Source organism: Saccharopolyspora gregorii, assembly GCF_024734405.1.
Lineage (GTDB): Bacteria > Actinomycetota > Actinomycetes > Mycobacteriales > Pseudonocardiaceae > Saccharopolyspora_C > Saccharopolyspora_C gregorii.
This window is the reverse complement of the sequence record NZ_CP059556.1, coordinates 5,023,269-5,042,090: the sequence shown is the minus strand read 5'-3', so window position 1 is coordinate 5,042,090 and position 18,822 is coordinate 5,023,269. Positions and strand designations below refer to the sequence as shown.

Genomic DNA, 18,822 nt, shown 5'->3' with positions numbered 1-18,822 from the left:
GGACGATGGCGGGGTGAGCCTCTACCGGGATACCGGCGTCGTGCTGCGGGTCCACAAGCTGGGTGAGGCCGACCGGATCATCACCCTGCTCACCCGCCGCTTCGGCAAGGTGCGCGCCGTCGCCAAGGGCGTGCGCCGCACCACCTCGCGCTTCGGGGCCCGCGTCGAACCCTTCTGCCACGTGGACGTGCAGCTGCACACCGGGCGCACCCTCGACGTGATCACCCAGGTGCAGACGCTGGACGCGTTCGGCGTGCACATCGTGGACGACTACCAGCGCTACACCGCGGGCTGCGCCGTGCTGGAGACCGTGGACCGGCTCGCCGCCGAGGAAGGCGAACCGGTGCTGCGGCTGTACCTGCTGGTCACCGGCGCGCTGCGGGCGCTGTCCGGGCGGGAGCGGGACCCGTCGCTGGTGCTCGACGCGTTCCTGCTGCGCGCCATGTCCTACGCGGGCTGGGCCCCCGCGCTCAGCGAGTGCGCGCGCTGCGGGGAGGCGGGCCCGCACGCCGCGTTCAACGTGCAGGGCGGCGGTGCGATGTGCGTGAACTGCCGCCCCACCGGCTCGGCGCGCCCCGCGCAGCAGACGCTGCCGCTGCTCGAAGCGCTCATGCACGGCGACTGGCCGGCCGCCGAGCGGACCACCGAGCAGGTGCGCCGGGAGGGCAGCGGGCTCGTCGCCGCGCACCTGCAGTGGCACCTGGAGCGGCAGCTGCGCTCGTTGCCGCTGGTGGAGCGCCAGGAACACCGCCCGGTGGTGCCCGAGCTCATCCGCGAACGCGCGGCGGTGGTGGAGGAGGAACCCACCGCCGAGGAAACGACCGCTGCCGGATCGGCCGCAGCGGAATCGGCCGGAGCGGAGTCGGCCGTCGGGGAACCGGTCGCTGGGGAGTCGGCCGCAGCGGATCCTGTCCACCGGGCCACCGCGATCCCGGGAACGGCGGACGGGGCCACCGGTTGATCGTGCGCAGCTGGCGCCCCCGGGACGCCGAAGCGGTGCACCGGATCTGCGTGGCCACCGGCGACGGCGGCGAACCCGTGCACCACATCCTGCGGGAGCCCGACCTGGTCGCCCACGTCTTCGCCGACCCCTACCTGCTGCTGCACCCCGAACTGGCCTTCGTCGTGGAAGGCCGCGGCACCGTGCTCGGCTACGTCGTCGCCGCGCTGCACACCGAGGAGTTCTACGCGCGCTGGCAGCTGGAGTGGGCACCGCGGTTCGCCGCCAGCCACCCCTCCTCGCGGGTGGTGGACGGCCGCGACGCGGACAGCCAGCTGCGCGCGTTTCTGCACCGGCCGCGGCTGATGCTGCCCGCGCAGCTGGACCGGTTCCCCTCGCACCTGCACATCAACCTGGTCGCCGGAGTCCGCGGGCAGGGCATGGGAAAGCGGTTGATGCAGGCGGTGTTCCAGCAGCTGGCGCGCGCCGGATCACCGGGCGTGCAGCTCGGCGTGAACCCGAGCAACACCCGGGCGCAAGCGTTCTACCAGCGAATCGGGATGGTCCGGCTGCCGTCGGACACCCGGCTCGAAGTCCGCTACGGGACACCACTGAACGGGTGACATGCGGGTCCGGGAGAATGGGCGCCCGGCCGCAGAGCAAAGGAGAAGGCACACATGCTGCGACGCCGTGGACGCGGTAGCGACGACCCGAGCGTGAAGGCGCCTGCCCCGCACGCTTCCGGTGCGACCCCGCCCGCCCTGCCGCCCGAGCTGGTGCCGCGGCACGTGGCCATCGTGATGGACGGCAACGGTCGCTGGGCCAACGAACGCGGACTGCCCCGGGTCGAGGGGCACAAGCGGGGCGAGCAGGTCGTGCTGGAGCTCGCCAGGGGGGCCATCGAGATCGGCGTGAAGTGGCTGTCGCTGTACGCCTTCTCCACCGAGAACTGGAAGCGCAGCCCGGAGGAGGTCAAGTTCCTCATGGGCTTCAACCGCGACGTCATCGCCCGGCGCGTCGACGAGCTCGACGAGCTCGGCGTGCGGGTGCGCTGGGCCGGTCGCAAGCCGCGGCTGTGGCGCAGCGTCGTGAACACGCTCCAGGCCGCGGAAGAGCGCACTCGTGGCAACGAAGTCATGAACTTGACCATGTGCGTGAACTATGGTGGCCGGGCCGAGGTGGGCGACGCCGCTCGTGAGATCGCCCGGCTGGCCGCCGCAGGCAAGATCAATCCAGAGAAGGTGGACGAGCGGACCGTGTCCCGGCACCTCTACCAATCGGAGATGCCCGACGTCGACCTGTTCATCCGGCCGTCCGGGGAGCAACGCACTTCCAACTTCCTGCTCTGGCAGTCCGCATACGCCGAATTGGTGTTCCAAGACACCCTGTTCCCCGACGTGGATCGTCGCCACCTGTGGCGCGCGTGCGAGCAGTACGCACGCCGAGACCGGCGCTTCGGCGGCGCCGTCGATCGTGCCGCGCAGGACGAGAGCACCACTGAAACCGCCCAGGAGGGCATCTCATGACCCAGGAGGCCGCCACTACCGCGGAACTGCTGACCGCGGCGAAAGAGGCGCTGGAGACCTACCACGAGGTGAACGTCGACGACGACGGCGCGTTGACGCTGCGGCACGGCGACGTGCCGTGCGCGGTGCAGGCGATGCAGCTCGCCGAGGGCCTGACCGTGCTGAGCCTGACCTGCGTCGTGGCGTGGGACCTGCCGCTGGACGAGAAGCTGGCGCAGTCGGCCGCGGAACGTGCCGGGCAGGGCCTGTTCGGCACGCTCGGCGTGGTGCGCACCGAGCGCGGCATGGACGTGACGCTGCGCTACGCGTTCCCCGCCGAGGGCATGGAGCAGCAGCCGCTGGGCACGCTGCTGATGCTGGTCGTGTCGACCGCGTCGCAGCTGCGCGGTGAGCTGCTCACCGAGGTCGAAGAGGACACCCCGGCCGCCGACTGAACCGCCGTACCGCGCACGCCCCACCTGGAACCGCGCCGGTTCCGGGTGGGGCGTCGTGCTGCGCGGGGCCGGTTCGGCCGACACGCGGGCGGCGAGTCGGCGCCGGGCGGCCCGGACTTCGCCGGATACGGCCGAACCCGGGTGATCCGGGGTGAACCGCGCCACCGGAGATCACCTCCGGTCGCCGATCCGCGGGCCGGAACGGGTGATCGGCCGCCCGAGCGGGTGGGAACCGGTGGCCCCGGGGCCAGGACAGGTGGCAACGATGGTCATGTGCGGCTGGCACGATGAGCCGGTGACCACGACCCTCCGCCCGGGGAGCGACCCGGGGAGTCCGAGCGGTGGTCCGGTGCGGCGCCGCCGGGTCACCTCGATGGAAGTGCTGTGCGTGCTGCTGCTGCTCGCGCTGCTGTTCCAGGCGCAGCTCAGCGCGCTGCTGGACGTGCCGGGGCTGCGCACCGGATCGACCGTGTTCGTCGCGGTGTGCGTGCAGGCGCTGCCGTTCCTGGTGCTCGGCGTGCTGATCAGCGGGGCGATCGCCGCGTTCGTGCCGCCGAGCGCGCTGCGCAGGATGCTGCCCGGGCGCCCCGGCGCCGCGGTGCCGGTCGCCGGGCTGGCCGGGGTGGCGCTGCCCGGGTGCGAGTGCGCCTCCGTGCCGGTGGCCCGCCGGTTGATGCAGCAGGGCATCGCACCCGCCGCGGCGCTGGCGTTCCTGCTCGCTGCGCCTGCGGTGAACCCCGTCGTGCTGGTCTCGACCGCGGTCGCGTTCCCCGGTGACCCGATGATGGTGCTCGCCCGGTTCCTCGGGTCGCTGCTGACCGCGTGCGCGATGGGCTGGCTGTGGCTGCGCGTGGGCAAGGCCGAGTGGATCGCCGACCGCGCGCTGCGGCGGGCCGAGCGGCGCGCACCGGGCGGTGCGGGCCGGTGGGCGCTGTTCGCCGAGACCGCCCGGCACGACCTGGTCGAAGCCGGCGGGTTCCTGGTGCTCGGCGGGCTCACCTCCGCGGTGTTCAACGTCCTGGTCCCGGCGGAGTGGACGAGCTCGCTGGGCGGGCAGCTGGTGCTCGGCGTGCTGGTGATGGCGGTGCTCGCGGTGGTGCTGGCGCTGTGCAGCGAGGCGGACGCGTTCGTCGCCGCCGCGATGGCCGGGATGCCGCTGATCCCGAAGCTGGTGTTCCTGGTCGTGGGGCCCGCCGTGGACATCAAGCTCATCGCCCTGCAGGCGGGCACCTTCGGCCGGTCCTTCGCCCTCCGGTTCGCCCCGCTGACGTTCGTGGTCGCCGTCGCCAGTTCGGTGCTGGTCGGCCTGCTGCTGCTGGGAGGCGCGTGATGCGGCGCGAAACGCAGAACCTGCTGCTGGTGCTGCTCGGCGGCGCCCTGCTCAAGATCGCGCTCACCGGAACCTACCTGCGGTACGTCAAACCGGCGCTGTTCCCGTGGCTGATCGGCACCGGGGTGGTGATGGTGCTGCTGGCCGCCGTCGCCATCGTGCGCGACATCCGGGCGGCGCGGGCCAGGGCGCGGGCGGACGACCCGTTCGCCGCCCCGCCCGAACCGCACGAGCACGAGCCGGCCGAGCACGCCGCGCACGAGCACCGCGGCCGGAGCCCGTGGATGCTGCTGCTCCCGGTGTTCGCGATCTTCCTGGTCGCCCCGCCCGCGCTGGGCGCCGACTCCATCGGCCGCGGCCAGCAGACCGCGGCACCCGAGCGGCCCACCGGGGCGAGCGCCCTGTTCGACGAGCTGCCGCCGGGGCCGGCACCGGAGCTGAGCGTCTCGGAGTTCATCACCCGCGTCGTGTGGGACGGCAGCGGTGCGCTGGAGCAGCGGGCCGTGCGGCTGCGCGGCTTCGTGGTGCACCCGGCGGACGGCCCGGCGCGGACCCAGCTCGCGCGGATGCGGATCAGCTGCTGCGCGGCCGACGCCTCACCGGTGCTGATCGACCTGGCCGGACCCGCCGCGGACGCGCTCGCGACCACCCCGCAGGACAGCTGGATCGAGGCGACCGGCACGCTGCGGGCGGGCAGCGCGACCGAGGCGAACGGCCAGGTGCCGACCTTCGACATCACCGGGGCCCGCGGCATCCCGGCGCCGGACGACCCCTACGAGTACTGAGCGGGGCTCACTCGGCGGCGCACTCCGGGCACACGCCGATGATCTCGACGGTGTGACCCACGTTCGAGAAGCCGTGCTCGCCCGCGATCCGCTCCGCCCACGCCTCCACCGGCGGGTCCGCGACCTCCACGGTCCGGCCGCAGTGCCGGCACACCAAGTGGTGGTGGTGCTCGGCGGAGCAGCGGCGGTAGATCGCCTCGCCCGAGTCGGTGCGCAGCACGTCGATCTCGCCGGCGTCGGCCAAGGTCTGCAGGGTGCGGTAGACGGTGGTCAAGCCGATGCCCTCGCCGCGGCGCCGCAACTGCTCGTGCAGGTCCTGCGCCGACCGGAAGTCGTCGACCTCGCTGAGCAGGCGGGAGACCGCCGCCCGCTGCTTGGTTGCCCGCAGGCCCGGCACGCCGGCCGCGGAACGCTCACCGGTGGTCACGCTGTCTCCGTTTCCTCGTTCTCGGGGGCCGGACGTGCGCCGCGTCCGCGCGGACGGGTTCCGGAGAGCTCCTCCGCGTGCGTGGCGGCGTCCACGACGATGTGCGCCAGGTGCTCGTCGACCAGGCGGTACACGACCTCGCGCCCGTGCCGCTCCCCGTGCACGACCCCCGCGGACTTCAGCACCCGCAGGTGCTGGCTGATCAGCGGCTGGGTGACGCCGAGCGCCTCCACCAGCTCGTGCACGCACCGCTCGGCCGTGCGCAGCTGCAGCACGATCGCGATGCGCACCGGCGCGGCCAGCGCCCGCAGCAGCTCCCCGGCTTCGACCAGGGTCTGCTGGTCGTGCACCGGGACCAGGCGCGGCGCCTCGCGCTCCGGCGAGTGCACGTGCTCCTCGGCGCGGTCCGGGTGGCCGCTCGCCGTCCCGGCCGCCGACGCGATCTCGACCGGCTCGGAGCCGGTCGATCCGGCGAGGGGATCGGGGCTGACGGCGGGCATGGTGTCCTTTCCGGCGTGCCTGGAGTGCTGCCGCACCGGCGGTCCGGTCGGCGGTGCTGCGGAGGACGCGTCCCGCGCGGGGCGCGGCGGTGCCCTCTGCCACGGCCCATCCTACGGGTCGGGCGAAACGGGTAGGCACCTCGCGGGAGCGGCCCGGGGCGGGCGCGATCGCGCCAGCGCAGCACCGCTGACCGCACCGGACGGGTGACCGGGACCGTCCCGCGGCGCGCGGGAGGCGGGTGGGGCCGCCGGTGCGAGCGACCTCATCGGTACGCTGGGAAACCCCAGGAACGGGACGCGTGCGCAGGTGCGGCCTGCGCAGCATCGGAGATCGTCGGAAGCCGGACTCCGATGCCGGGAGGACCTCACCGACCCCGGGGAGGTGCAGGCCCCGGAGCCCCCGACCGGAACGAGCGGCGGGGACCGGCGCAGCGCCGCCGGGCCCGCTCGCAGATGGAGCCCCCGCCGAGCCCGACCCGCGCGGTCGAGCCTCGGCCCGAAGCAATCGTCGAGTCCCTCGACCTGAGATTCCGGAGTGACCGTGCCCGCCGATCAGATCGACACGATCGTCAACCTGTGCAAGCGCCGTGGCTTCGTCTTCCCGTCCGGGGAGATCTACGGCGGTACGAAGTCGGCGTGGGACTACGGGCCGCTCGGCGTCGAGCTCAAGGACAACATCAAGCGCCAGTGGTGGAAGTCCATGGTGCAGGGCCGCGACGACGTCGTCGGCCTCGACTCCTCGGTGATCCTGCCCCGCGACGTGTGGGTCGCCTCCGGCCACGTCGGGGCGTTCCACGACCCGCTGGTCGAGTGCACCTCCTGCCACCACCGCTTCCGCGGCGACCACCTGGTGGAGGAGTTCGCCGAGCGCACCGGCAAGGAGATCGCCGAGGGCGACCTGTCCCAGATCCCCTGCCCGAACTGCGGCAACCGCGGCCAGTTCACCGAGCCGCGCGAGTTCAACATGATGCTCAAGACGTTCCTCGGCCCGGTCGAGAGCGACGAGGGCATGCACTACCTGCGCCCCGAGACGGCGCAGGGCATCTTCGTGAACTTCGCGAACGTGATGACGACCGCGCGCAAGAAGCCGCCGTTCGGCATCGGCCAGATCGGCAAGTCGTTCCGCAACGAGATCACGCCCGGCAACTTCGTGTTCCGCACCCGCGAGTTCGAGCAGATGGAGATGGAGTTCTTCGTCGAGCCGGGCGAGGACGAGCAGTGGCACCAGTACTGGATCGACGCGCGCACCGACTGGTACGTGGACCTCGGCGTGGACCGCGACAACCTGCGGCTCTTCGAGCACCCGAAGGACAAGCTGTCGCACTACTCGAAGCGCACCGTCGACATCGAGTACCGCTTCCGCTTCGCGGGCAGCGAGTGGGGTGAGCTGGAGGGCATCGCCAACCGCACCGACTTCGACCTCACCACGCACTCGAACCACTCGGGCGTGGACCTGTCGTACTTCGACCAGGCCAGCAACTCCCGCTACCGTCCCTACGTGATCGAACCGGCGGCGGGCGTGGGACGTCCGATGATGGCCTTCCTGGTGGACGCCTACCACGAGGACGAGGCGCCGAACGCCAAGGGCGGCGTGGACAAGCGCACCGTGCTGAAGCTGGACCGCAGGCTGGCGCCGGTGAAGGCCGCGGTGCTGCCGCTGTCCCGCAACGCCGAGCTGTCGCCGAAGGCGAAGGACCTGGCCGCGCAGCTGCGCCGGAACTGGAACATCGAGTTCGACGACGCCGGTGCGATCGGCCGCCGCTACCGCAGGCACGACGAGATCGGGACCCCGTTCTGCGTGACGGTGGACTTCGACTCGCTGTCCGACCACGCGGTGACGGTCCGCGAGCGCGACACCATGTCCCAGGAGCGGGTGGCGATGGACAAGCTGGAGGAGTACCTCGCCGTCCGCCTCGTCGGCTGCTGAGCGGCCCCGGCACCGGAACGAGCCCATGACTGAGACCGGTACCGCCCCCCGTGGTTCCAGCACCGGCCGGGTGCTGCGCCGCACCGTGCTCGGTGCGGCGCTGATGGTGCTGCTGCTGCTGGGCGGTACCGGTTTCCGCGTGTGGCAGGTGGCGCGCAGCGACGACCGCCGCCCGGTGGACATGATCGTGGTGCTGGGAGCGGCCCAGTACCACGGCAAGCCCACCCCGGTGCTGCGCGCGCGGCTGGAGCAGGCCCTGGAGCTCTACGAGCAGGGCCTGACCGAGCACGTGGTGACCGTCGGCGGCAGCCAGGTCGGCGACGAGTACACCGAGGCGGAGACGGGCCGGCTGTGGCTGGCCGAGCAGGGCGTGCCCGAGAACAAGATCACCGACGTGGAGACCGGGGCGGACACCCTGGGCAGCATGAAGGCGGTCGCGACCTTGGCGCGGGAACGCGGCTGGAGCTCGGCGCTGATCGTCAGCGACCCGTGGCACTCGTTGCGCGCCCGCACGATGGCCGGTGATTTCGGGTTGGACGCGTGGGCGTCGCCGACCCGTTCGGGGCCGATGGTGCAGACCCGGGCGACGCAGTTCCACTACATCTTCCGGGAGACCGGTGGCCTGCTGTACTACCGGCTGACGCACGCCCCGGCCGAGGTCCTCAGCGGCCGCTTGAGCTGACCCGGCGTTCACCGGCCGTTGCCGCCGCGTTCCGGCTGGCAGGGCGGGGGTAGGCCGTAAGCTGGGCGCGGTGAACGACTTGTGCCCCGGCTACGACGAGCACGACCTGGCCCGGTCGGCCCCCGAAGCGCCGAAGGCGGCCTTCCCCGGCGCGCACCGGGAGGCGCGCAGCCCGTTCGCCCGGGACCGGGCGCGGGTGCTGCACTCGGCCGCGCTGCGCAGGCTGGCCGGGAAGACGCAGGTGATGGGCCCGGAAGAGGGCGATGTGCCGCGCACCCGGCTGACGCATTCGCTGGAGGTCGCGCAGATCGGCCGCGGCATCGCGGTGACGCTGGGCGCGGACCCGGACCTGGTGGACACTGCCGGGTTGGCGCACGACATCGGTCATCCGCCGTTCGGGCACAACGGCGAGCAGGCGTTGGACGAGCTCGCGGGCGCCTGCGGCGGGTTCGAGGGCAACGCGCAGACCTTGCGGATCCTGACCAGGTTGGAGCCGAAGCTGCCGGGCGAGCCGGGTGCGGGCAGCGGGCTGAACCTGACCCGGGCCTGCTTGGACGCGGCGACGAAGTACCCGTGGCCGCGCCGGCCGGGGCAGGTGAAGTTCGGCGCCTACCCGGACGACCTGGCGGTGTTCGGCTGGATGCGGCAGGGCGCGGTGGGAGAACGCCGCTGCCTGGAGGCGCAGATCATGGACTGGGCCGACGACGTGGCCTATTCGGTGCACGACGTGGAGGACGGGGTGCACTCGGGCCGCATCTCGCTGCACGAGCTGTCCCGGCCGGAGGAGCGCTCGGAGATCGTGCGGCTGGCGGCGAAGCACTTCTGGGCGGACGGCGATGCGGGTGAGCTGGACGCGGCGGCGGGTGGGCTGGCGGTGCTGCCCGCGGTGGCCGCGGTCGCCGACTACGACGGCACCTTGGCCGCGCAGGTGGCGTTGAAGCGGTTGACCAGCGAACTCGTCGGCCGGTTCACCTCGGCGGCGGTGACGGGCACCGTGGAGGCGTTCGGTGCCGGGCCGTTGACCCGGTACGCGGCGGACGTGGTGGTGCCGCGCGAGGTGGCGGCCGAGGTGGCGGTGCTCAAGGCGGTGGCGGTGCACTTCGTGCTCAGCGATCCGCGCCGGTTGCGGATGCAGGAGCGGCAGCGGGAGCTGCTGGCGGAGCTGGTCGCGGTGCTGGCGGCGCGAGCCCCGGAGTCGCTGGACCCGGCGTTGGCCCCGGCGTGGTCGGCGGCGTCGGACGATGCGCAGCGGTTGCGGGTGGTGCTGGACCAGGTGGCGTCGTTGACCGATGCGCAGGCGGTGTCCTGGCATGCACGCCATGTACACAGAGACACCAAGTCTGTGTGAAATAGGTCCGATCGGGGGTGCGTACGCCCGGTCGTCCGGCATAGTGTTCACGCAGCGTGTCGGCCGTTCGGGACCCCCGACCCGAACGGCCGACTTGCTGTGCAGGTGGCGCGACCCCCGACCCGTCCCCGCGCCGCAAGGAGAGCCTCGATGCCGAACCGGCACTACATCCAGAAGCTCGTCGTCGACGGCGAGCCCTACGTGAACACCGACAACCTCGCGGACTGGGTGAACGACCTGCGCTGGCGCGACCCCGAAGCGCGCCGGGCGGCCGAGTACATCGCGCAGGAACTGCGCCTCATGGGCTTGTCGGACATCGAGGAATCCGTCAGCTAGCCGGACCCGCGAGGGCGGCCGAAGCGCGGCACCGCGCCGCGGCGATTCCGCCCGCGGTCGCGACGACGCCGTCCCGCGAGGGATCGCCGGCCGAGGTCGGTCACTCCGCCGTCGGCGAACGCGTTCGCAGCGGCGGGCGCTGGAAGTCGCCAGGACCGGCCCGCGGCCCGCGCGGAGTGGCAGACTCGGCGGGGGAGATCCTCCCCGAACCGCCGCCGCGCCGAACGGAGCCCACCCGGCCGTGACCGAGCACCTCGACTTCAGCCTGGCCCTGCACCACCGGCTCGCCCCCGCGCCGGACCGATCGTTCACCTGGTCCCCGTACTCGGTGGCCAGCGCGCTCGGCCTGGCCACCGCGGCCGCGGCGGGCGACACCCGGGACGAACTGCTGACCGCGCTGCGCGCCCCCGATCCGGAAGCCGTGCGCGGGGCGCTGTCCCCGGCCGCGGACCTGTCCGCGACCGGCTCGGCGGAAGCGCCGGTGCTGGCGGTCGCCAACACGCTGTGGGCGCACGACGGGCTCCCGGTGCGCGAGGAGTTCCTGCGCACCTTGGGGCAGTGGTCCGGCAGCGCCGTCCGCACCGCCCCGTTCCGCGACGACCCCGACGGCGCCCGGCGACTGATCAACGCCGACGTGGCGGAGACGACGCGCGACCTCATCCCGGAGCTGCTCGATCCGGGCGCCGTCGACCCCGAGACGGTCGCCGCCCTGGTCAACGCGCTCTACCTGAAGGTGTCCTGGCGGGAGGCCTTCGACGCGAAGCGGACCACCGAGCAGCCGTTCCACGCGCCCGGCGGGCAGCGGGCGGTACCGACGATGACCACCACTCGCAGCCTCGGGTACGCCGCGGCCGGCGGCTGGCAGGCGATCGCGCTGCCCGCCGCGGGCGGAGCGGAGGCCGTGCTCCTGCTGCCCGACGAGGACCTCGCCACCGCGGAACCGGAGCTGAGCGCCGCCGACCTGGACGCACTGCTGGCGCAGCGCCGCGACCAGCGAGTGGAGCTGTTCCTGCCGCGCTTCGACGTCACCGCGGAAGCGGAGCTCACCGAACCGCTCGGTGCGCTCGGCGTGCGCACCGCGTTCACCCCGGGCGCGGACTTCAGCGCGCTCACCGAGGCACCGCTGAAGATCTCGGCGATCGTGCACCAGGCGGTGCTGCGCGTGGACGAGGCCGGGCTGGAAGGCGCGGCGGCGACCGCGGCGATGATGCGGCTGACCGCGATCGTCCGCGAACCCGACCCGATCCGGGTGCGGGTGGACCGCCCGTTCCTGTTCCTGGTCCGCCACCGCGAATCCGGTGCGGTCTACTTCCTCGCCCGCGTCACCGACCCGTCCTGACCCGGAGGTGGACGGCGCTTCCGCTTCGGGGAGGCGCCGTTCCCCTGCGCGCTGTCACGTTCCGGGTCGCTCGCCCGTCCCGGTGGTGGATCGCCCGCATCCGGCGGGCGGGGACCACCGGGAGTGATCATGCCGCGGATCGAACGCCTGCCCGCTCGGCGGGCGGGACTGCTGACGAAGCTCGCCTACCGCTACGCCCGCCGCCGCTTCGGTGCGGTCCCGGACCCGATGGCGGTGCTCGGGCACCACCGAGGCCTGCTGCTGGCGTCCTGCACCGCGGAACTGGCGGTGGACCGGGCGGCGCGGGTGCTGCCGGCAAGCCTGCGGGAGCTGGCCGTGTTCCGGACCGCGACCCGCATCGGCTGCTCGTGGTGCGTGGACTTCGGCACGATGCTGCAGCGCGACGCGGGCCTGGACGTGGCGCGGCTGCGGGAGATCGACGACCACCGCACCTCCCCGCGGTTCACCGAGCTGGACCGGCTGGTCGTCGAGTACGCGGACGCGATGACCGAGCTGCCGGTGCGGGTGACCGACGAGCAGGTCGCGGAGCTGGACCGCAGGCTCGGCCACCGGGGCCTGCTGGAGCTGACCTACCTGATCGCGCTGGAGAACCAGCGGACCCGCATGAACCACGCGCTGGGCCTCACCGCGCAGGGCTTCGCCTCCGGCGAGGCGTGCCGGGTGCCGATGCCGTGAGGCGCGGGCCGCGTCCCCGTCCGGCGGGGCGCGGCCCTCGATCAGGAATCGAAGGCGGCCGGGTCGAGGTGCGCCAGCTTGTCCGGGCTCACCAGGTCGTGCAGCTCCGCGATCCGGTCACCGGCCACGGTGAACACCAGCACCCGCCGGAACGAGGTGCGTCCGGTCGGGTCGTCCGGGTCGCCCGGCACGAACACGCCGAGATCGCCGTTGACCAGCACCGGGAACGATCCGGCGAGCGAGGCGGTGCCGTACTTGGCCACCAGCCCCAGCAGGAACCGGGAGATCTTGTCCGCGCCCACGACGGGCCGCCGGGCGGTGGACGCCTGCCCGCCGCCGTCGCCGTAGAGCGCCGCCCGCGGGTGCAGCAGCCGGGTCAGCTCGGCCACGTCACCGCTGGTCACCGCGGCCATGAACCGGTCGACGACCTCCTGCTGCCGGGGCAGCGGCGCGCGCGGCGGGGTGCCCTCGGCCAGGGACCGCCGCGCCCGGGACGCGTACTGGCGGGCGGTGGCGGCCGGGCAGCCGAGCAGGTCGGCGATCTCGCCGAACGGCACCTGGAACCCGTCGTGCAGCACGAACGCGAACCGCTGCTCGGCGGGCAGTTCGTGCAGCAGCCGCAGCGCCGCCATCCGCAGTTCCTCGCGGCCGGTCACCACGTCCTGCGGATCGGGCGCGCCCAGCGGGCTCACCACCGGTTCGGGCAGCCACGGCCCCACGTACCGCTCCCGCCGGTGCGCGGCGGAGCGCACCTTGTCCAGGCAGAGCCGGCCGACGACGGTGCTCAGCCAGGCGCCGAGGTCGCGGATCTCACCGGGTTCGCGGGCCAGCCGCAGCCAGGCCTCCTGCACGGCGTCCTCGGCGTCGGCGAGCCCGCCGGTGAGCCGGTAGGCGAGCGCGACCAGCCGCGCGCGGTGGGCGTCGAACTCGGCGGCGAGTTCCGGACCGGCGTTGGCCATGCGCCGATTGTGCGCCCCGCGGGGACACCCGTCGGTGTGTCGTGCGCGACGCCTAGACTGGCGGGGTGGCTGGAAGGATCCGAGATAGCGATGTCGCCGAGGTTCGTGACCGCATCCGGATCGACGAGGTCGTCGGCGAGTACGTGGCGTTGCGCAACGCCGGCGGCGGTGCTCTGAAGGGCCTGTGCCCGTTCCACGACGAGAAGACCCCGTCGTTCAACGTGCGCCCGAGCCACGGCACCTTCCACTGCTTCGGCTGCGGTGAGGGCGGCGACGTCATCGCCTTCCTCATGAAGTCCGAGCACCTGGGTTTCGTCGAATCCGTGGAGCGGCTGGCCGACCGGGCCGGGGTGCAGCTCACCTACGAGGGCGGGACGCCGGGCCCGAAGCGGGACCGCGGCACCCGTGCGCGGATGGTGGAGGCGCACCGCCTCGCCGCCGAGTTCTACGCCGAGCACCTGCGTTCGCCGGAGGCGCTGCCGGGCCGCGAGTACCTCGCCGAGCGCGGTTTCGACGAGGCCGCCGCGACCCGCTTCGGCTGCGGTTTCGCCCCGTCCGGCTGGGACAAGCTGACCAAACACCTGCTGGCCAAGGGCTTCGAGCTCGACGAGCTGTACAAATGCGGCCTGTCGAAGGAGGGCAGGCGCGGCCCGCTGGACCGGTTCCACCGCAGGCTGCTGTGGCCGTTGAAGGACCTGGCCGGGGACGTGGTCGGTTTCGGTGCGCGCCGCATCCACGACGACGACCCGATCGAGGCGAAGTACGTCAACACCTCCGCCACCCCGATCTTCAACAAGTCGCAGGTGCTGTTCGGCATCGACCTGGCCAAGCGGGAGATCGCGAAGCGGCACCAGGCGGTGGTCGTCGAGGGCTACACCGACGTGATGGCGATGCACCTGGCGGGCGTGCCGACGGCGATCGCGTCCTGCGGTACGGCGTTCGGCGACGACCACATCTCGGTGCTGCGGCGGCTGATGATGGACGACAACGCGTTCCGCGGCGAGGTCATCTTCACCTTCGACGGGGACGCGGCCGGGCAGAAGGCGGCGCTGAAGGCCTTCGACGGCGAGCAGCAGTTCGCGACCCAGACCTACGTGGCGATCACTCCGGACGGCATGGACCCGTGCGAGCTGCGCCAGGCCAGCGGCGACACCGCGGTGCGGGACCTGGTGGCGCGGCGCAAGCCGCTGTTCGAGTTCGCGATCCGCAGCCTGCTCACCGAGTACGACCTCGATTCGGTGGACGGCCGGGTGGAGGCGCTCAAGCGCACCGTCCCGCTGGTGGCGCAGATCAAGGACGTGGAGCGCCGCGACGGCTACGCAGTGCAGCTGTCCGGCTGGGTCGGTTGGAACGACGAGAACCAGATCGTGCGCCGGGTCCGCGAGTCCGCGGGCGCGCCGGCCAAGCCGCAGCGCCGCCGCGCGCCGCGCAACCCCGACCAGGGGTCGCTGGGCATGGACGTGGAGCTGCCGCCGCGGCCGCGCCGGGACGACCCGCGCTGGTGCCAGCGGGAGACGTTGAAGCTGGCGCTGCAGGTGCCCGCGCTGTCCGGCCCGGTCTACGACTCGCTGCCGGAGGAGGCGTTCACCGAACCGGTCTACGCCGAGCTGCACCAGGCGATCGTCGCGGCGGGCGGCACCATGTCCGGCCTGTCCGGGGCGGGACTGGTGGACGCGGTGGGCCGCGAGTGCCAGGACGAGGTGACGCGGCGGCTGCTCACGCTGCTGGCGGTGGAGGCGCTGGACACGAAGTCGGAGGAGGACCCGCGCTACGTGGCGGGGGTGATCGCCCGGCTGCAGGAGATCATGGTGGGGCGCCAGATCGCGGACATCAAGTCGCGGGTGCAGCGCACCTCGCCGACGGAGAACCCGGACGAGTACAACTCGCTGTTCGGCGACATGCTGGCGCTGGAGCAGTACCGGCAGTCGTTGCTGCACCAGGCTTCGGGCGCGTTGTGATGACCTGGCTGCGCCGGTTCGCCGCCCGGTTGTCCGGCACCGCCGAGGTGCCCGCCGACTTCGCCGGTGCGCTCGGCGCCGACGAGCGGGTGCTGGCGGTGGCGCGCGCGGCGGACGGGCCGCTGGTCGCCACGCACCTCGGGCTGTGGCTGCCGGAGGGGAGGCTGCTGGGCTGGCACCTGGTGAGCAAGGCGACCTGGCGGGACGGCGTGCTGATCGTGGTCGAGGCGGTGGAGTGCGGGTCGGCGGGGGACGCGGTGCTGCTGCGGGACCTGCGCCCGCTGCGCCTGCGGCTCGCCGAACCGGGGACGCTGCCGGAGGTCGTGCACACGCGGGTGACCGGGTCGATCCGCAGCACCGAGCACCGCGAGCTGCCCGGCGGCGGCGCGCGGTTCGTGCAGCGGAAGGTGCCGGGCCGCAACGGGTTGGTGCTGCAGGTGCGCGCCGATCCGGGCACCGACGAGCGGTCGCTGGCGCCGGTGGCGGCGGAGGTGGCGGAGCGGCTGCACCGGTCGCGCTGAGAGCTCCGGGACCTGGACATCCTTGCAGTACAGTCGTACTGTTCGCGCCGTGTGGGATCCGCGGAAGTACCTGTCGTTCAGTGAACAGCGCGATCGCCCCGCGCACGACCTGCTGGCCCGCGTGCCGCAGCGACCCGCCCGCCGCGTCGTCGACCTGGGCTGCGGCGCTGGCAACCTCACCCGGCTGCTCACCGGACGCTGGCCGGACGCCGCGGTGGAGGCCACCGATTCCTCGCCGCAGATGGTCGAGGCCGCGCGCGGCAACGGCGTCGACGCCCGGCTGCAGGACGTGCGGGACTGGCGGCCCGCGCCGGACGTGGACGTGGTGCTGTGCAACGCGGTGCTGCAGTGGGTGCCCGAGCACGTCGACCTGCTGCGCGGCTGGCTGCCCGCGTTGCCCGACGGCGCCACGTTCGCCTTCCAGGTGCCCGGGAACTTCGAATCCCCGTCCTACCGCGCCATCCACGAGGTGCTCGCCGAGCAGGGGTGGGACGTCGACGGGATGCTGCGCGCCGATTCGGTGCGCGCGCCCGCGGAGTACGCGGACGTGCTCGCCGACCTCGGCGCCGAGGTCGACGCCTGGGAGACCACCTACGCGCACCGCCTCAGCGGCCCCGACCCCGTCCTGGAATGGGTGACCGGCACGGCGCTGCGCCCGGTGCGCGCCGCGCTGGACGAGCCGGACTGGCAGCGGTTCCGCGCCGCGCTCGCCGACCGGCTGCGCACCAGTTATCCCGCGCGTGCCGACGGCACCACGTGGTTCCCGTTCCGGCGGATCTTCGTCGTCGCCCACAAGCCCTGATCCCGGACCCGCTCACCTGCGATGTTCTTGAACGGAGGGGGGTGTGAACGGGCCCGGAACGATGCGCTAGAGTGGTTCCCGTCAGCACGAACGAGAGCTGATGGAAATCGAATATTCCTCCGTAGCTCAATTGGCAGAGCATTCGGCTGTTAACCGAAGGGTTACTGGTTCGAGTCCAGTCGGAGGAGCTTTCCGAGCGAAGCCCCAGGTCACAGGCCTGGGGCTTCGCTCTTTCGTCGTCCGGAGATCGCGCGGTGCGAATCGCTTCGTTCACTCGTTCGTGGATATCCGGTGAGCGGCTCCGCGCGTTCCCCCGGCGGGCTGCTGCCGGGTCGTCTGCCGGGCGCGGGTGGCCGGGCACCGGGGCGCCCGTCGTGCGACTTCCGGGCGAGGCGCACTTGCCCGGAAGTACGACCTCGCCGTGGACTTCGAGGTGATCTCGCGGCCGTCGCCGGGCCCTAGCTTTGCGGGTGATCGGAACACGGGACCACCCAGGAGGACCACATGGTCAAGCTCGGCAAGGCGGCGCTGCTCGGCACGGCGGGGGCGGTCGCGCTGACCGCGGCGTTCACCCCCGCGGCATCGGCGATCATCGGCGGGCACGACGCCACCGCGGGCTACCCGTTCATGGTGAGCGTGCAGAAGGACGGGCAGCACTACTGCGGCGGCTCGCTGATCGCGCCCGACTGGATCGTCACCGCCGGGCACTGCACGGTGAACCTCGAACCGCAGCAGCTCTCGGTGCGGATCGGCGACCACGACCGCACGAAGGGGGAGGCCGCGGAGGTCACCGAGGTGATCGCGCACCCCGACTTCTCCTACGAGCCGTTCCACGACGACGTGGCCGTGATGAAGCTCGACCACCCGGTGCGGGCCCAGCCGATCGAGCTGGCCGCCGACGCCGGACCGGCAGGCACTCCCACCCGCATCCTCGGCTGGGGCATGACCTGCGAGGACGGCAGCGAATGCCCGGACCTGCCGACCGTGCTGCAGGAGCTGGACACCGAGCTCGTCGCGGACGACCGGTGCAGTGAGAACTACGACCCGGCGAACGAGCTGTGCACCGACAGCCCCACCGAGGGCGCGCAGGCCTGCATCCTCGATTCCGGTGGCCCGCAGCTCAAGGGGCGGCCCGGCGCGTGGGAGCTGATCGGGGCGACCAGCCGCGACGGCGACGCCGACCCGAACTGCGCGAGCGGCCCCGGGATCTACACCGACCTCACCGCCCACCGAACCTGGATCGAGAACACCATCGCGACCCGTTGATCGCTCTTCCGCTCCACTCCTGTTCCGGAGGGGGCGGGTGGCGGAACCTCAGCGGCTTCGCCGCCGGCGGGAGGAGGACGCGGCCCGGCGGGGTTCCGCCGCTCGCCCCCGCCGGAAGCGGTGATCACGTGGCGGCCAGCAGGCCGACCGCGACGGCCGCGGTGCCGAGGCCCAGCAGCTGGCCGGGATGGACGCGTTCGGCGAGGACGCCGCGGGCCAGCAGCACCGTGCCCGCCGGGTACAGCGCGACGATCACGGCGACGACGGTGAGGTCGCCGCTGCGCGCGGCGAGCAGGAACAGCAGGTTCGCCACCGAGTCCAGCGCGCCCGCCGCGGCCGAGACCGCGTACGCCGGCCGCCGGGACCCGAGCCTGCGGTGCAGCAGTCCGGCCGCGGTCAGCGTGACCGCCGAGGACACGGCGCGGCCGACGATCAGCGGCGCCACCCCGCTGTCGGCGGGCGCCTGGTGCAGGAACACCAGCTGCAGCGCGATCGCGGCCCCCGCTCCGAACGCCAGCAGCAGCGCCCCGCGGGACGGCCGCCCGGCACCGGGCCCCGCGCTGACCAGCACCACGGCGATCAGCGCCAGCGCGAGACCGATCCCACCGGCGAGCGCCAGCCGCTCGCCCTGCAGCAGGCCCACCGCGACCGGCAGCCCGGCCGAGACGAGCGCGGTGACCGGGGAGAGCACGTTCATCGGCCCGATCGCCAGCGTCCGGTAGAGCAGCGCGAACGCGGCCGCCGACACGACGCCCGAGGCGGCGCCCCAGCCGAGGGCTCCGGGGCTGAAGGAGGCGCCGAGCAGCGGCCACAGCGCGAGTTCGACGGCGAGGCTGGCCGGGGCGGCGATCACCACGGTCCGCAGCACGTGGGCGCCGCGGGCGCCGACGCCGCCGAGGAAGTCGGCGCACCCGTACGCGAGCGAGCTGCCGAGGGCCAGCAGTAGAGCGAGCACAGCACATCCCTTACGGTTCAACGGAACGACCGCACCGTACAGCGAACAGTCCGCTTCCTGTCAACCGAACGACCTGTGAGTGCAATCAAAC

Annotated in this window: 20 protein-coding genes and 1 tRNA gene; 17 read left to right on the top strand and 4 right to left on the bottom strand. The window is 73.0% G+C overall.

Going from position 1 to position 18,822, the window contains the following annotated elements; all coding sequences use genetic code 11:
* Window positions 1-13: 13 nt before the first annotated feature.
* From recO to H1226_RS21840, 6 genes are all read left to right on the top strand, one after another.
* Window positions 14-961 carry a DNA repair protein RecO gene (gene recO, locus H1226_RS21865; protein ID WP_373689975.1) on the top strand — a complete coding sequence of 316 codons (948 nt, stop codon included), beginning with the start codon at window positions 14-16 and terminating at the stop codon, window positions 959-961.
* 2 nt (window positions 962-963) lie between these two features.
* On the top strand, window positions 964-1,563 hold the full coding sequence (locus H1226_RS21860) for a GNAT family N-acetyltransferase (RefSeq protein WP_224959440.1): 600 nt from the start codon (window positions 964-966) through the stop codon (window positions 1,561-1,563).
* A 54-nt stretch (window positions 1,564-1,617) separates the two neighbouring features.
* Window positions 1,618-2,466, top strand: coding sequence for an isoprenyl transferase (locus H1226_RS21855; protein ID WP_224959438.1), 849 nt, complete (start codon window positions 1,618-1,620; stop codon window positions 2,464-2,466).
* Entirely contained in the window at window positions 2,463-2,900 is a 438-nt protein-coding gene (locus tag H1226_RS21850) for a hypothetical protein (RefSeq protein WP_224959436.1), read from the top strand. Before H1226_RS21855 ends, H1226_RS21850 begins: the two co-directional genes overlap by 4 nt.
* A gap of 373 nt (window positions 2,901-3,273) precedes the next feature.
* The gene (locus H1226_RS21845; RefSeq protein ID WP_258349475.1) at window positions 3,274-4,230 is read left to right on the top strand and encodes a permease; all 957 of its coding nucleotides are present in this window, start codon (window positions 3,274-3,276) and stop codon (window positions 4,228-4,230) included.
* Window positions 4,230-5,015, top strand: coding sequence for a TIGR03943 family putative permease subunit (locus H1226_RS21840; RefSeq protein WP_258342321.1), 786 nt, complete (start codon window positions 4,230-4,232; stop codon window positions 5,013-5,015). Before H1226_RS21845 ends, H1226_RS21840 begins: the two co-directional genes overlap by 1 nt.
* 7 nt (window positions 5,016-5,022) lie before the next feature.
* On the opposite strand, the gene H1226_RS21835 is transcribed toward H1226_RS21840, so the two are convergent.
* Complete coding sequence (locus H1226_RS21835) at window positions 5,023-5,442, bottom strand: Fur family transcriptional regulator (protein WP_224959433.1); 420 nt, start codon at window positions 5,440-5,442, stop codon at window positions 5,023-5,025.
* Complete coding sequence (locus tag H1226_RS21830) at window positions 5,439-5,942, bottom strand: ArsR/SmtB family transcription factor (RefSeq protein ID WP_224959432.1); 504 nt, start codon at window positions 5,940-5,942, stop codon at window positions 5,439-5,441. The genes H1226_RS21835 and H1226_RS21830 overlap by 4 nt, the downstream gene beginning before the upstream one ends.
* A 541-nt stretch (window positions 5,943-6,483) precedes the next feature.
* Between H1226_RS21830 and H1226_RS21825 the strand changes: the two genes are divergently transcribed.
* From H1226_RS21825 to H1226_RS21800, 6 genes are all read left to right on the top strand, one after another.
* Window positions 6,484-7,869, top strand: coding sequence for a glycine--tRNA ligase (locus tag H1226_RS21825; protein ID WP_258342320.1), 1,386 nt, complete (start codon window positions 6,484-6,486; stop codon window positions 7,867-7,869).
* A 25-nt stretch (window positions 7,870-7,894) separates the two neighbouring features.
* Window positions 7,895-8,551: a YdcF family protein gene (locus tag H1226_RS21820; protein ID WP_258342319.1), complete on the top strand. Its 657-nt coding sequence runs from the start codon at window positions 7,895-7,897 to the stop codon at window positions 8,549-8,551.
* Window positions 8,552-8,630: 79 nt separating this feature from the next.
* A complete protein-coding gene (locus H1226_RS21815; RefSeq protein WP_258349474.1) occupies window positions 8,631-9,899 on the top strand; it encodes a deoxyguanosinetriphosphate triphosphohydrolase in 1,269 nt (422 codons plus the stop codon).
* Between the two features lie 150 nt (window positions 9,900-10,049).
* A complete protein-coding gene (locus H1226_RS21810; RefSeq protein WP_224959429.1) occupies window positions 10,050-10,235 on the top strand; it encodes a hypothetical protein in 186 nt (61 codons plus the stop codon).
* Between the two features lie 241 nt (window positions 10,236-10,476).
* The gene (locus tag H1226_RS21805) at window positions 10,477-11,574 is read left to right on the top strand and encodes a serpin family protein (RefSeq protein ID WP_258342318.1); all 1,098 of its coding nucleotides are present in this window, start codon (window positions 10,477-10,479) and stop codon (window positions 11,572-11,574) included.
* 129 nt (window positions 11,575-11,703) lie between these two features.
* Window positions 11,704-12,270, top strand: a complete 567-nt coding sequence (locus H1226_RS21800) for a carboxymuconolactone decarboxylase family protein (RefSeq protein WP_258342317.1) — start codon at window positions 11,704-11,706, stop codon at window positions 12,268-12,270.
* Window positions 12,271-12,311: 41 nt separating this feature from the next.
* On the opposite strand, the gene sigJ is transcribed toward H1226_RS21800, so the two are convergent.
* On the bottom strand, window positions 12,312-13,229 hold the full coding sequence (sigJ, locus tag H1226_RS21795; RefSeq protein ID WP_258342316.1) for an RNA polymerase sigma factor SigJ: 918 nt from the start codon (window positions 13,227-13,229) through the stop codon (window positions 12,312-12,314).
* Between the two features lie 65 nt (window positions 13,230-13,294).
* Here sigJ and dnaG point away from each other — a divergent pair, with 65 nt between their 5' ends.
* The 5 genes from dnaG to H1226_RS21770 all read left to right on the top strand — a co-directional run bounded on the left by dnaG (window position 13,295) and on the right by H1226_RS21770 (window position 17,776).
* Entirely contained in the window at window positions 13,295-15,187 is a 1,893-nt protein-coding gene (dnaG, locus tag H1226_RS21790; protein ID WP_258342315.1) for a DNA primase, read from the top strand.
* Window positions 15,187-15,708, top strand: a complete 522-nt coding sequence (locus H1226_RS21785) for a hypothetical protein (RefSeq protein WP_258342314.1) — start codon at window positions 15,187-15,189, stop codon at window positions 15,706-15,708. Before dnaG ends, H1226_RS21785 begins: the two co-directional genes overlap by 1 nt.
* A 49-nt stretch (window positions 15,709-15,757) precedes the next feature.
* Window positions 15,758-16,510 (top strand): trans-aconitate 2-methyltransferase, encoded by a 753-nt coding sequence (locus tag H1226_RS21780; RefSeq protein WP_258342313.1) that lies wholly within the window; start codon window positions 15,758-15,760, stop codon window positions 16,508-16,510.
* Window positions 16,511-16,625: 115 nt separating this feature from the next.
* A tRNA-Asn gene (locus H1226_RS21775) sits at window positions 16,626-16,698 on the top strand.
* 316 nt (window positions 16,699-17,014) lie between these two features.
* Window positions 17,015-17,776, top strand: coding sequence for a S1 family peptidase (locus H1226_RS21770; RefSeq protein WP_258342312.1), 762 nt, complete (start codon window positions 17,015-17,017; stop codon window positions 17,774-17,776).
* A gap of 124 nt (window positions 17,777-17,900) precedes the next feature.
* On the opposite strand, the gene H1226_RS21765 is transcribed toward H1226_RS21770, so the two are convergent.
* A complete protein-coding gene (locus tag H1226_RS21765; RefSeq protein WP_258342311.1) occupies window positions 17,901-18,731 on the bottom strand; it encodes an EamA family transporter in 831 nt (276 codons plus the stop codon).
* Window positions 18,732-18,822 lie beyond the last annotated feature (91 nt).